The sequence below is a fragment of the Telluria sp. LT2P80 genome (assembly GCF_059685955.1).
The window spans coordinates 506,732-520,722 of sequence record NZ_JCASIO010000004.1 but is presented as its reverse complement, the minus strand read 5'-3'; the positions used below and the strand labels follow the sequence as shown (position 1 = coordinate 520,722).

Here is a 13,991-nt window from a genome sequence, read left to right as displayed (position 1 = left end):
TCGATGTTTGGCGCACGAGCATCGGCCGCACAGCGGCCAAAAACCGAAGGCGAGAAGCCGTTCTGGATTTCGTATGCCGACTTGATGACGGCCTTGATGATCCTGTTCCTGATCGTCATGGTGGCATCGCTGGCAATGATGACAAAACGGATCGCGGCCGCCGAACAGGGTGAGAAAGCCCGTGCCGGCGACATTGCGAACCTGTGCCAGCGGCTGCAGTTCAAGGCCCGGCAACTCAACCGCAACATCGTCGTCGATTGCCGCGACAACCGCATCAATTTCGGTGAAGCCGGCCGCTTCGGGTACAACGACTACAAACTGGGAGCCACAGGGCAGCAGGCCTTGCGCGAAGTCGTGCCGCTCGTGATCGACGCGGCGGGCAGCGAGGAAGGAAAAAAGTGGTTTAAGCAGGTGCTGATCGAGGGATTCACCGACACCGACGGCTCCTACCTGTACAACCTTCACCTCAGCCTGCAGCGCTCGGAATGGGTCATGTGCGCGCTGCTCGACGACCGGTTCGACGCGATGACGGGCCTGAGCCAGCAGCAGAAGCACCAGGTGCGCGAGCTGTTCCTGGCCGGCGGCGTGTCCTTCAACAACGCGAAGGACAGCAAGGAAGCCAGCCGCAGGGTCGAGCTGCGCCTGCAGTTCTATGGCCTGAAGGACCCTGCCGCGGCGGCGCGTCTGCCGGTGTTCAACCGGACCGCGCCTGAAAAATGCCTGCTGCAATGAAGCCCGAACGCCCCCGCCTGCTGGACGCACTCACGCAGCAATTCGAGTTCGCGCTGTCGCGTTTTCCGCGCGACAGCGCGGGCACCATGGTGCCGTTGGCCCAGGCCGACAAACTCGAACGCACGGCAGCCCGGATCGCCCGCAGCTTCGAAGAAGGCACGCCGCAGGAACCGCTGGCGGAACAGAGGCTGGCCGCCCTCACCCGCCTGCGCCACGGTGAACTGGCACTCTCGCCACGCGAATGGAACCACATTGCCTGGGGGCTGTGCGACGACGACGGCAAGCACCCCAAAGCGATCGAAGACCCTGCCCTCTTCGAGCCGCTGATGTCCCATACGGAAGGCTGGATCACGGCTGAGGCCGTACCCCGCAAACCCTGGTTCGGGCTCCTGCACAGTTATTTTGCCTACCATCCGGAGCAGCCGGCGGGACGCGGCAACTGGCTGCACCTGCGCAAGCGGCTGAGCGACACCATGCCGATCCTCGTCGCCGGCCAGCGACGTCCAAAGTTATGGTCGCGGCTGCTCGAAGAGCATCGCGATCTCCTGGGCGACAAGCCCGGCGCTACGCTGCGCGACGTGCTTTTCCACGGCAGCGCCGGCGACATGGACGAGCTCAACAAGGGGCTGCCGGTGGCCGACTCGAGCTGGCTGTGGCAGCGCGTGATTGCGCACCAGATCGCGTACCTGAACGGGCTGAGCGACAAAGACTTTCTGCAGGCGCTGCCCGCAATGCTGACGTTTCTACAGGGTCACCCGCGGCATGCCAACGACATGCTCGCCGCATTGCTGACGCGCTATTGCCAGTCGGGACAGCGGGACGAGCCGCACGAATTATTAAAGAACGAGGCATTTACACGCTGGGATAACCCGCAACTGGTCAACGCGTCGCTCTGGACGATGGTGGAGCCGCCGGTGCGCGCCATGGTGCTGCGCTGGTTCGCCAAGCAAGACCTCGAGCACTTTTTCCGGCTATTGCAGGATGCGGGGCAGGTCGACCTCGATCGCTTCGAATTCTGGTACGACTACCTGGACCAGATGGATTACACGCGGATCCTGCTGGGCCGCGACGCCCTCTACAGTTCCCGGGCCGAGTTCCAAAATTTCCGCGACAAGAACAAAGGCCGCTTCGGCGGGCTCGCCGGCGGACCTGGCCACAACAATGCCTTCATCATGCGAATCAGGGGCCACCTGTTCGTCGAATTCTCGGGCAAGGGCAACGCATGCTATGTCTACAGCGAGGACCAGGAGCTGTTCAAGCTACAGGCGGATGAACTGCACTATGACAACGACCTGAAGCACAAGCTGCGCGACCCGAGGACACGGCAGGTCAACAACCGCATTCCTCACACCAGCGGCTGGCAAAAAAGCGCCAGGCTCTACCTGGCCGAGCGCGGCATCCACCGCGGCGCGAGCGGCATGGCCGCAGGGCCGAAAGTCGCGCCCTATCAGCCCAAATCGAACGCCCCTGCGGCGGCGCCGCGCGAGCAAGTGACGCCGCCTAAGCAAGTGCCGCCGCCTCCCTCGGCGGCGCCTGCTGCCGCCAGTGGGGCCAAGCCCCCAAGCCGCGTTGTGCGCCAGGCCAGGGAGCTGGCCCGCATCAATGGCGTCCCGGTTGAGGACAACCTGGACAAAGGCGGTCTTTTCTGGGTGCTGGCGCCGAACCCCGGTCCAGTGCTCAAACGCGAGCTCCTGCAGATCGGCCTTAACTTTCACGCACTTAAAGGATTCTGGACCAAGTGAGTTTCTGGAACCATCTTCGCGGGCGCGCCCCCGTTCCGGCGCGACAGTCCGCGCCACAGCCGGCCCCAGCTCCGACACCGTCGCCCGCCCCCCGTTTCGTCGACGAAGGCGTCCTTTATCCGCGCGCGGGCAGTACTGACGCCACGGTCTCGCGGTCGCTGCGCGAGACCGTGGCGTACATGCTTCAACTCGAGGAGGAAGATTTCGTCACGCCCCTGGCGGAGGACTGGCTGCTGCCATGGGAGCAGATGTACGCGGTCCTTGCGTCCGCCGAGCACCAGACCAGCAAGGCCCTGCTCGGCCTGCCCGAGGTGTTCGCCCTCCGCCCCGTCCTAAGCAGCTCGGCCAGCCTTGCCGACGCCGACTTCAGGATCGTGATCGCCGGTTGGGAAAGCGGGCAAGGCATCCCTTTGCGCGACGGCGTCGCGCGCAAGGGCGCCACCTTCCGCCTCGAGGGACAGAAATACCTGCTCCCCGAGGCTGTCTGGAAGCTGGTCAAGGCCGTCCAGGACCTGAGCCGCAACCAGAAAACCGACCCCGGGGAAAGCACGAACCAGCTGGGCTGGGCGACCGTGCGCCAGCTTGCGCGCCGCGCCGGGGCGCGGATGGATGGCTTCCTGGAGCGAACCGTCGTCGTCCGCCCGGACAAACTGAAGCTGGAACTGACCAAGCGGCTCGTCGGAGACGAACAGGTCATCGAGGTCTGCCCCGCATTCGACGAACAACCCGAAGGTTGGCTGGCATCGTTCGACCAGCTCCAGCAGGTGCAGGACCGGTACATTGTCTCGACCGGCAACGGCGGCGTTACCCATGTCTTGATTCCGCCCAGCGTGAAGACGGTACTGGCCGAAGTGCGCGCCATGCCGGGGCGGCGGGTCGCAGGCGACAAAGCCGTTCTCTTCCTGAAAAATCCGTTCGCCTGCCTCGGGCCGGACGCTACCAGCGTCCTCGACCCGGACGAGTATGACCGATCGCTGGAGGCTGCCGGCATCCATTTCTACAGCTTCGCGGTGCGCCCCGAGCTGCGCGAAGACGGCACGATCGCGAGCGTGGCGCTCGTTCTCACGGCGCCGTCGGAAGACGCCGGGCCAACCGAGCTCGATTTCGGCGATCCGGTCACGATGGGCCGCTTCGTCCACGAGGTAGGCAGCAAACTCATCGCCGAGCTGCCCTGTGCCTGCTGGAAGGGCTACGAACTGGACATGACGGGTTTCGGCGCACAGGACCTGTCTGGCCTCGAGAGCCTGCAAGGACGCTGGACCGATGAGATGGCGGGCAAGGCGCTCGACAGCATTTTCGACCTGAGCCAGTACGGCGACCGGGTCATCGGCATCGGCCGCGCGGAGAAGCTGAGCTCTCCCCACTTGCAGAAAAGCTCGACGGAAAACTGGCTACCGGTCGACACCCTCAGCGAACTTGGCCTCGACGGCGAACTGCTGAGCAAGTGGGACACCTCGAACCGCCAGCACTACGAGCAGTTCCAGTCGAATATCGAGGCTGCGCAGTCGACCGGCGCCCCGACGGCGCGCTTGCCCGGGCCGGAACTCGAACTCGGCTTACGCACAGCGGGACGGCTGGCCCAGGCATGGGGCGAAAAACTGGGGCCGCCCGCTGACGCCAGCGGGAGCAGTAAACCCGAGGAACGCGACGTCCTGCTCGTCGAGGGCAATATCGATGAGCTGAACTACACGCACGACCGCGGCGACCTGCTGCGGCGCGGGCTTGCCGCCAATGCCGAGCTGCCCTACGCCCTCCTGCCCACCACCATGCTGCGCGAGCACCAGCTTCGCGGAGTGGGCTGGCTCCAGCACCACTTTGCCCTGTCGCCCGGCACGACCTCGGGTTGCCTGCTCGCCGATGACATGGGCCTTGGCAAAACCTTGCAGCTGCTGGCCTTCATCGCCTGGTCGATCGAGCAGGAGCCCGAGGGAGCGCCTATCCTCATCGTGGCCCCCGTTGCGCTGCTGGATAACTGGGAACGCGAGATGCGCAACTTCCTCGACCCCGCGATTGCCGACGATGCCTTGCGGCTGTACGGCCGTTCGCTGCTCGAAGCACGCATGCACGCCTCGGACATCCCGGCACAAGTGAAGGCGCACGGGATTCGCAACCTGCTGCGCTTTGGCTGGCGCCAGAACAGGCGGATCGTCCTGACCACCTACGAAACCCTGCGCGACCAGGAATTTTCGCTGGCGCGCCAGGAATGGAGCATCGTCATATGCGACGAGGCCCAGAAGATCAAGAACCCCGCTGCGCGGGTGACGCAGGCGACCAAGGCCCTGAAAGCGCGCTTCAGGATCGCCTGCACCGGCACGCCGGTCGAAAATTCGCTGACCGACCTCTGGTGCCTGTACGACTGGATCCAGCCGGGCCTGCTCGGCTCGCTGAGCGAGTTCGGCAAGCATTTCCGGCGCCCGATCGAGGCAGACGATGGCGACAGTGCGGGGGCGCTGGCGCAACTGCGCTCGCTGGTCGAACCGCAACTGCTGCGCCGGACAAAGGCCGAGGTGGCCAAAGACCTTCCTGCCAAGATCGAAGACGCGGCCTGCAAGTCACTCGCCATGAGCTCACTCCAGGAACGGCTGTACCGCGCCGAAATGGCGGGGTACCACGAGCAGCGCGCGCTTCAGGAGGCACTGGGCAGCAGGGGCGCGGCGATGCTCGGCCTGCTGCACAGCCTGAAGCTCATCTGCTCCCATCCGCACGCCATCCGGCCAGAAGGCGATCTGCTCGACGTCTCGCCAAAACTGAGCTGGACTGTGCAGAAACTCAGGGAAATCCGCGACCGACAGCAAAAAGTGATCATCTTCACCGAGCTGCGCGATATCCAACGCGTGCTCAGCTACGCCGTCATGGACGAATTCGGATTCACTCCGCAGATCATCAACGGCGACACCAATTCGACGAGCGAGGGGGGACCCAGTCGCCAGAAGCTGATCGACGACTTCCAGGCAAAACCGGGGTTCGGGGTCATCGTGCTCTCGACAACCGCGGTCGGTTTCGGCGTCAACATCCAGAAGGCGAATCACGTGATTCACTTTACGCGGCCATGGAACCCTGCGAAGGAAGACCAGGCAACAGACCGCGCGTACCGGATTGGCCAGGAAAACGACGTGTACGTGTACTACCCGACCGTGGTCGCGGAGGGCATGACGACGTTCGACCAGACGCTTGACCAGCTGTTGAGTCGCAAGCGGGCACTGGCCGGAGACATGCTCAAGGCTAGCAGTGATATCGACATTGCAGACTTCGTGGCTGCCCTGTAGTGCATGCTTCCATGCACTCATGCGGTTACTGAGACGGACGCAGACGTCGGGGATCGTTACCGTAGCGGTAACGGCGCCATTCGCTGAATGCTCGCGGACGAAATTCAAGGTAGAGCTCGCCCCTCTCTGAGCGTGATCGCATCGATATGGTTAATTAGTCTAGGATGGCGGCGGTATCGCTTCAAAAAAGTCGCACCAAAAAAACTTTTTGAATTAAAAATATAACTGTATGCGACGTTGTTTGTCGCAGTGGGGTTCAAAATGGATGCAACCAACACGCACTGGAGCATGCATGAACCGACAAACTCTCACGGACGCCCGCTACCACATGATCAGTACGCTCGATAGGGACGCCGTTAGCAAGCAAACCATGCGAGACTCCCGCAATCGCATCGTCGGTTACTACGACCCGCGCACCAATCTCACCAAGGATGCGCGATTTCATACGGCCAGCAGCGGCAACCTACTTGCCAGCCTGATTCGATGAGCGGCCATGACATGGACGTGCCCCTCCTCGACCACGCAGCCATCGAACAAGCCGCAGCGCTAGTCGCCAAGGCCGACGCACTGGTCATCGCCGCTGGCGCGGGCATCGGCGTCGATTCCGGCCTGCCTGACTTCCGCGGCAATGCCGGTTTCTGGAAAGCCTATCCCGCCTTGGCGGCCGAAGGCACCGCCTTCATGGACATCGCGTCGCCGGCCGCTTTCCAAAGCAACCCGCGCCGCGCCTGGGGTTTTTATGGACACCGGCTGGCACTGTACCGCGCCACCGTTCCGCACGCTGGATTTGAGCTGCTGCGCAAATGGGGCAGCGCGAAGGCGTGCGGCTACTTCGTCTTCACCAGCAATGTGGACGGTCAATTTCAGAAAGCTGGCTTCGATCCGCTTCGAATCGATGAATGCCATGGCTCAATCCACCACATGCAGTGCCTGACGCCCTGCTCCCAGAGGACGTGGCGAGCCGCCGGCTTCAGACCGTCGATCGACGCGGCGCGCTGCGAATTACTCGGCATGCTGCCCGCGTGTCCCCACTGCGGGGGCCCGGCGCGGCCGAACATCCTCATGTTTGATGATTGGGACTGGATTGATTCGCGCCGTGAAGCGCAGGCCGCGAGGCGCCAGAATTGGCTCGAAAAGGCGAGGCACCCGGTCGTGATCGAGATCGGCGCCGGCGTGAACGTCGCCACGGTCAGGCACTTCGCAAACCGGGTCGTATTGCGCCACAAGGGCTCCCTCATTCGCATCAACCCGCGCGAACCGTATGTCAGCCACTTGGACGGCGTCGGGATCGCCGGTGGCGCGCTGCGAACGCTAATGGCCATTGATTCCGTGCTGTCGCCCTGACGACAAAGGAGGCAAACACCCCGCCGCAGGTGCTGTCTCGCGAACTAATTTGGGCTTTGCAAGGCTTGGATTGTCAGGCTGCTTTAAAAGTCGGGTTGGAACAATGTGTGCGAAGAAGGACTAGCTACGGATGGGTACATGATTCCCACGAGTGCAAACACTTAGATACTGAGCCCCGCATTTCAAACGCTCGCGCACGATGGGCATCAGGCGGTCACCACCGGCGACATAAAAAGAGACGGTACTTACGCAGTCGGATTTGCGCCCTTGGTGCCTCTTCAATTCAGCAAACACGGCAGTTTTGGACAGTGTCCATGGCTAAGTTTACGCTCGTCGTGGATAGGTTACGGCTGCCGCGCATCGATCCGTCGGAAAAGCAAGGCCAGTCATGTTCGTCAACGCTTAACTCCGTTTGCATCGCTATCATGCCTGTCCAGCAAACAACACGACAAATACCAGATGTTTCCCAAATGAAATATATTTGTTAAAATGACGCTATCACCTTGTAACTGCACTTGCGTATGACGCTGTACGTCGATGTACTCGATTGACTGGCGCGGCCAACGTAGTTGTTAAGGCAAATCGTGCGGCATCACCTACTTCTCGGCTAGGCGGCCGAGCTCACCTCAGAAAGCTGACATGACAAAACCACATGCCCATCGCGCCATCTTGGTGTTGGAATCGCCCTGGGGCATCGACGACAGCGATGCTAATCGTAGCAGCGTAGTTCCCTTTATCGAAGGCGTTGCCAAGTTCGCTGGCGATACCGAAGTGTTTCACGCAAACTTTTATGACACTTCCAGCTTCAAAAAAGCACTTGAGTGTTTATGTAAAACCAAGTACAGCAACACGACAGTGTATATCGCCGCACATGGTAGCGGACGCAAGATCGGCAACGTCGATCTGTTTGTCGCAATGTCCTACATCGCTGTTCACTCGCGCGCTTATAACATTACGGGTGTATTGCTGGGCTCGTGTTATGTCGGTAAGGACTCTACCGCTTTGGAGGCTTGTGTTGAGGCGGGAGCGATTCGCTGGTGTGTCGGTTACGCATCGAGTACTTGGTGGCTTCAAGGTACGCTAATTGACTGTGCAATTCTTTCTGCGATGTCTGCTCTTACGACGGAGGGGCATCGTGACGCCGAGACGTTGACTAATTCCTTGACGAACGCACTTGCACCGTTCTCAGGCACCTACCCGATTGGCGAGACTCAGCGCGGCCGTGCAGTTGCGCTGAAGGACTCCTTGCAGGCAGTTATTCAGCCTGCGAAGCAAGGGCATCGGGCTCGCAACGTGAGCGATCAGGTATTCCGCACTGCTAAGACGCCCAAAATCGCTGCCTGATCGGTTTTGACTCATACTCAACTTACGCTGGAATGTCTACTTCGGCAGAAGCATAGAGCGTCGGCCGCGGTGACTTTACCTTGTATTAGATTTTTTAGTAAGCGCTGCTGTCGAGTAGCGAATCACAATCGATCCTTAACGCGAGCGGCCGATAACAGCGGCTATCGGTATTGGATTAAAGGTGGCTTAGGTCATGGGCGTAAAACTGTATGTGTGTGAGCTGAACGATGAAGCGCTACAAATTATCGACGATGTCGAGCGTTACCTCATACATACCTATGGTCGCGAAGCCAGTACGCGTCAACGAATGCCCGCGCCGCCGCTCAGCATCGTCCACGCGGGAGACATACCCGAAACCCTCAGCAAGCAGTTGGCAGCAGGGTGAACGCGCCAAGCCGGCAAGCTGGCTACGCTGGAGTGAGTGTCTGGTTCAATCAATACCGCCTGATCGATCCGCTCGGCTATATCTCGCCGGCCCAAAGCTGAGGGAAACTATTACGAGCAACTAAGCAGTCAAGCCATCGCGGCCGGACTCACACTAACCGGCCTCCACAAAAGCCAAGGCGATTCACCCTCGAGCTCGTCTTGTTGTGCGAACTGCCATCGCGCAATTCACACCCGGAAGTTGTAAATGACGATCGTCGAACTACGTCCGCAGCTCGATAAACCGTCGTAGCACAAGCGTTCAAAAATTAGGAAGCGGACCGTGGTGCTGTCTACATATATTCAGCGCGTAGCAACCGGCTGATCGTCGTCGGCGTTGGCATCTGACACGTTTGCGAAGTCGGCTCGTCCGCTGTGAAACTCGCACGACGATCTCGTAGCAGATGCAGGTTGCTCAATCAGTAGTCATCGCACAACGTAAGCGTAATACATGGGGACGCGAGCTTCCATTTCCCTTGTTCTAACGATAAAGTAGCAATTAGTTCCCAATCGGAAATTTACCTTGAAAGCTGTATATATGACCCCTCGGGAAAATTCGGTACTCATCGATAGCTTGACCCAACGCCAGCGCAAAGTTCAGGTCGCGAAGGATTACCTCGACCGGACGGAAAATCTCTTTGCCGAGTTTGGCAGCGTCGAGCTAAAAAGCACCCATGCACGCTTTGCCGACCTGCGCGGTGCGCTAGAGGCGACGGCGGCCCAGATCGTCGTCCTCGGAGAATTCACCCGCGGCAAGTCGCGGCTATTGAACTCGCTGCTCGGTATTGAGTTGCTGCCTTATGCCCTGGAAACCACGACGGCGGTAAACACCTTCTTGCGGGGGCTGCCGGCTGACCGTCAGAAGCGCTACATCGTGATACATCACATCGACGGACGCGCCGAGGAAATCGCTTGGGAAGATGATGACGCCCTGCGCCGTTGGGGAACGGAACTCGATACCAGCAATCGCGACGGCCGCAAGATGGTAAGCCACATCGATGTCTTCCTGGATCACCCCTTGCTACGGCGGGACCTAGTGCTGGTCGATACGCCCGGCCTGCAAACCGTCGTCAAGCATCATGAGCAGATCACCCGCAAGGCCATCGCCGGCGCGCACATCGCTTTGTGGGTGCAGTCAACCGACATGCTGGGCGGTTCGGAATCGGAATGGAATTTTCTTACCGATAGCTTGCAGAACAACTTCCGAAAATTCATCACTGTCATCAACAAATGGGACAAGGTGCTAGATCCGGAGGACAAGCAGGACAAGGAGATGCCGGAGGCTGCACGGGTGAAGGCCAAACTGGACATCCTCAAGGAAAACTTTGCGCAGGTCCTAGGCGACAAGCATTCGCTCGAGCTGGCGATCATGACGGATAACGAGCATTTACTGGCGGTCAGCGCGAAGTGGGGTGAGGATGCGGACCCGGAAAGACGGCGACGCTCTGGCATGGATGAGTTACGCAAACGCATCGCTGCAATGGTTAGCAGCGGCGAAGCCATGCAGCAGATTCTCTACAAACCGTTGCAGCAGCTGAGCACGATTCAAAAACAGCTGGCGGAGCGCGTTGATGACGAGCTGCGCCAGCTGGCGTCTGACGAGCCGCTGGATAAGCAGCGTCACCAATTGGCACGACTGGAAATGGACGTGCTCGACCTAGAGCAGGAAGAGCAGCGCGAGACCCGCGATTCGCGTGAAGAGCATGAGCGCGCTGGACAGTATCAAAGCGAAACCGTGCTGGCGGCGATGACCGCGCCGATTTCCGCGCTCAAGCATGCAATAGCTGACCAGATCACTGAGACCTATATCGCACGTCAGTTGGCCAAGAACGTCACCAAGATCGCCTTGCCACTAGAACTGGAGGGGCAATTGGCCGACGTCGCCGGCCAACTGGACCAGCAATGGCAGGCGCAAAAAAAGCACATCGCCCAGACGCTCGCGGGACTGCGCGCCAATTACGTGCAGCGGATGGAAAAGCACGCGATGCAGATCGAGTCGGAACTCGGCCACATCCAGATCGAATTGCCTCGCATCGAAAGCGTGTTGGACCTGGACTTTTCCAGCATCGAGGAGCATCGCAGCGAACTGTCCAAGCTGAAAAGCCAAATGGACAAGACCGAGGACGAATTGCACGAACTCGAGCGTGAACTCGCGACCAAGACCATCAGCGACAGGAAGCGCTTGCAGGCCGAGGCCGATATGGCGCGCCTGGTGGCGCGCTTAGACAGCCTGGGTCCGCCGCCCCCGGTGCAGCGACACGATGTAAGGCGAAAGACTAGCGATTGGGGCAGCGGGTTCCTATGGTTGAGCGCGACCTACGAGAACGTCACCGTGACGGATGACTCTGCCAAGGTCGCCCATGAAGAAGATGCCAAGGAGTTAAAACGCAAGATCGAGAGCAAGGAAGAAGCATTGGCGCGCGTAATCCGCGAAGAGGAAGAGCTGACCGGTCAGCGCATCACGCTCGAGATGGCGCAAAAGCGTCTGAAGAAACAACAGGAAAAATTGGCCAAGGAGGCCGAGCGCGCGCAAGCCGCTTCGGCGCTCGAGCGCCAGACACTGGTCGCCGACGGTTTGCGCAAACTGTCACGCAACACGGTCGCAAAGCTCGACGACACGATTGCTTACCTTAATCAGCATCTGGCCACGGCAGTACGCGGAGTCTTTATGGAGCAGGCGAAACTGCTGGCGTCCTGCGTGCAGGAACAATTGATGGAACCGCTGAACGCCAAACGCGCACAGCGCCAGGAAGTGCAATTGCTGCTGCAGCAAAGCGCCGCAGAGATCGCCGCACGCAAGGCGCAGTTGGAAGTCGGCAGCACGGCCTTGGCCGAGGTGTTTGCTATGACGCAAGCCGTATTGAATGATTGAGGAATCTATGCAAGTACCCAACACCTGGCTCGCGGATCTGCACGCCGCCCTGCCCACCGCTTGGCAGCAACCAGTACAGCAATTGGTAGATAGCCTGATGGAGCCCGAGCGCCCATTGCGGATCGTGTTGGCTGGTGCATTCACGGTCGGCAAAAGTAGTTTAGTCAATATGTTGACTGGGGCGGAGTGGTTGCCATCCGCGCTTGAAGAGACCACGGCGCTGCCTACATTCATCGAATATGGCGCCGATACGTGCGTGCAGCTGGTCGATGTCGACGGCAGCACCCGTGATTTGACTGTCGATGAGTTTTCCACCGTCGTGACCCAGGCGCCACCCAATGCTGCCTACGCCTCGCTGACATTGAAGCAGGATTGGTTAGCCGGGGCAGTGCTGGTCGATCTGCCAGGTTTAGGCGGTATGTCGCGAGCGAATCAGCAATATGCATTGGCGCAGATTCAGCAAGCGGATCTCGTACTGTACCTGATCCCACCGCGCGGTCCCGATGCCAGCGATCTCGTCACGCTCGACCGTATCCATCGCATGGGCAAACGCGTCGCCGTGCTGGCGACACGTTGGGATGAGGTCGAGCGCGCGGTCGCGGGCGGGGAAAAGGCGCCAGACCTGCAAGTCTGGTCGAGTCAGATCGAGGCGGGATCTAAGATGCGCACGGTGATCACGCCAGTGGATAAGTTGGGCAGGGGCCGTAGCACCGTGATCGGTTTCGTGCGCGACGCCTCCGCCGCACTAGCGGACATCCGCATGCGACGCGTACGCGCGGAGCTCGTACCACTGCTGGAAAACGCCCTGGGTAAGAATGCATTGATGCAGAGCGTCTGCCATAGCGATAGCGTGGCAGCCCGCGAAGCGACACGTGCAGAACTGCTTCGTCGCAAAATGGCGTTGACCGAATTGAAAGCGCAGTTGCACGGTCAAGCGAGCGCCGACCGTGAAACCAGCGACGCTGCCGCCAAGGCGCTGAGCGCACGTCACGGCAGCGCCTTCGACACCGTCATGACCGAGTTGGGCCAGACGATCACGGAAGAGGCGCAGTGGGAACGATTCGTTGTCGAAGGTGCGGAGGCCCAACAGCGTGCGTTGGATGGGCTCGCACGAGACATGCAAGAACTGTCGACAGCCTACGGGACCCTGAAACTGCCCACGGCACAGCAGCGGGAACTCCAACTGCAGTTACCGCCACCGATGCCAGTCGAGAGCAGCGATTTCCTCGATGTGGGACGGATCGCGGCGTTACAACGCGCACTCGAAGAAAAGCAAGAGACCTACTCGCAGCTCGAACAGGCGCACGGGAATAGCGAGGTCGTGGATAGCGACCAGCATCGGGATGCCCTGCATCAGGCAATGCGCGAGCGCCACGCCGTGCTGGCGCAGCCTTTGCCCCGCATCACGCAGGCGACCGGTAACAACATGGGCGCGGTCTTCGGCCGTATGCTCGGTGAGGTGGCTGATATCGGCACCATGTTCATCAATCCCGCTGCGGCCGGCGCAAAGATTGCGGCTGTGGTAGGCAAGGGCGCAAAGATCGCCAAGATTGCCGTGAATACCGCGAAAGTGGCCAAGCACGCGAGCACGACGGTGAAGGTGCTGAAAGCCACCAAGGTGGGGGGCAAGGTAGTAGGTGTGCCGCCGAAAGTCATCGACAAACTAGGCATGCTGGAGGCGATTTCGTTCAGCTATTGGGGCGAGCGTATCGGCAGCGCTTTCGACGGCGCCCAGGAAGTGACCGTGGTCGATCCCGAGGCATACGCGCAACAGCAGGAAGAGTTGCGCGCCGCCGACGAGCGGATAGCAGCCTATCGCCGCGAGCTTGCGAACTGCGCGCAGTTGGCAGAAGAGCGAAAGCTGAGCGGTTGGGCATTGGAACAAAACCGCAAACAGCAAGCCATACTGAAGGCCGACATGGCCGAGCTTGAGGCGCGCACCGTGCAGCAGGCGCAAGAATTGGCGGCGCAGCAGGTGAAAGATCGCGCCCAGCTGGTCGCACGACACGTCGAACAGGCACTAAGCTATTGGCGAAAAGTGTACGCCCAACAAAGCGACGCGATGGTGGAAATGTTACGACAACTGGTCAAGCAGCATTGGGAGGAGCGGGTCGATGCGATGGTCGGCGAGCGCTTGGCAGAATTGGCGGCGTTGTCGGCTGCCGCCGACGCCGCGCCGGCCGAGCAAAAAGCTACCTTGAGCACACTGAAAGCGGAAGCCGATGCGTTGCAGGCGAGCCTTGGGCTGTTGACGTCGTGAAAACCAGA

General features: G+C 60.4%; 9 protein-coding genes. All 9 read left to right on the top strand.

Going from position 1 to position 13,991, the window contains the following annotated elements:
* Positions 1-3 precede the first annotated feature (3 nt).
* Positions 4-732: a type I Zorya anti-phage system protein ZorB1 gene (gene zorB1, locus AC56LW_RS14005; RefSeq protein ID WP_499635225.1), complete on the top strand. Its 729-nt coding sequence runs from the start codon at positions 4-6 to the stop codon at positions 730-732.
* Positions 729-2,474, top strand: coding sequence for an EH signature domain-containing protein (locus AC56LW_RS14000; RefSeq protein ID WP_499635222.1), 1,746 nt, complete (start codon positions 729-731; stop codon positions 2,472-2,474). Before zorB1 ends, AC56LW_RS14000 begins: the two co-directional genes overlap by 4 nt.
* 179 nt (positions 2,475-2,653) lie before the next feature.
* Positions 2,654-5,740, top strand: coding sequence for a DEAD/DEAH box helicase (locus AC56LW_RS13995; RefSeq protein ID WP_499635220.1), 3,087 nt, complete (start codon positions 2,654-2,656; stop codon positions 5,738-5,740).
* A 292-nt stretch (positions 5,741-6,032) separates the two neighbouring features.
* Positions 6,033-6,227: a hypothetical protein gene (locus AC56LW_RS13990; protein WP_499635217.1), complete on the top strand. Its 195-nt coding sequence runs from the start codon at positions 6,033-6,035 to the stop codon at positions 6,225-6,227.
* A gap of 11 nt (positions 6,228-6,238) precedes the next feature.
* A complete protein-coding gene (locus AC56LW_RS13985; RefSeq protein WP_499635215.1) occupies positions 6,239-7,084 on the top strand; it encodes an SIR2 family NAD-dependent protein deacylase in 846 nt (281 codons plus the stop codon).
* Positions 7,085-7,723: 639 nt separating this feature from the next.
* Positions 7,724-8,428, top strand: coding sequence for a hypothetical protein (locus tag AC56LW_RS13980; protein WP_499635213.1), 705 nt, complete (start codon positions 7,724-7,726; stop codon positions 8,426-8,428).
* A 193-nt stretch (positions 8,429-8,621) separates the two neighbouring features.
* Entirely contained in the window at positions 8,622-8,813 is a 192-nt protein-coding gene (locus AC56LW_RS13975; RefSeq protein WP_499635210.1) for a hypothetical protein, read from the top strand.
* A 612-nt stretch (positions 8,814-9,425) separates the two neighbouring features.
* On the top strand, positions 9,426-11,723 hold the full coding sequence (locus tag AC56LW_RS13970) for a dynamin family protein (protein ID WP_499635207.1): 2,298 nt from the start codon (positions 9,426-9,428) through the stop codon (positions 11,721-11,723).
* Between the two features lie 7 nt (positions 11,724-11,730).
* Entirely contained in the window at positions 11,731-13,983 is a 2,253-nt protein-coding gene (locus tag AC56LW_RS13965) for a dynamin family protein (protein ID WP_499635204.1), read from the top strand.
* Positions 13,984-13,991: the final 8 nt, after the last annotated feature.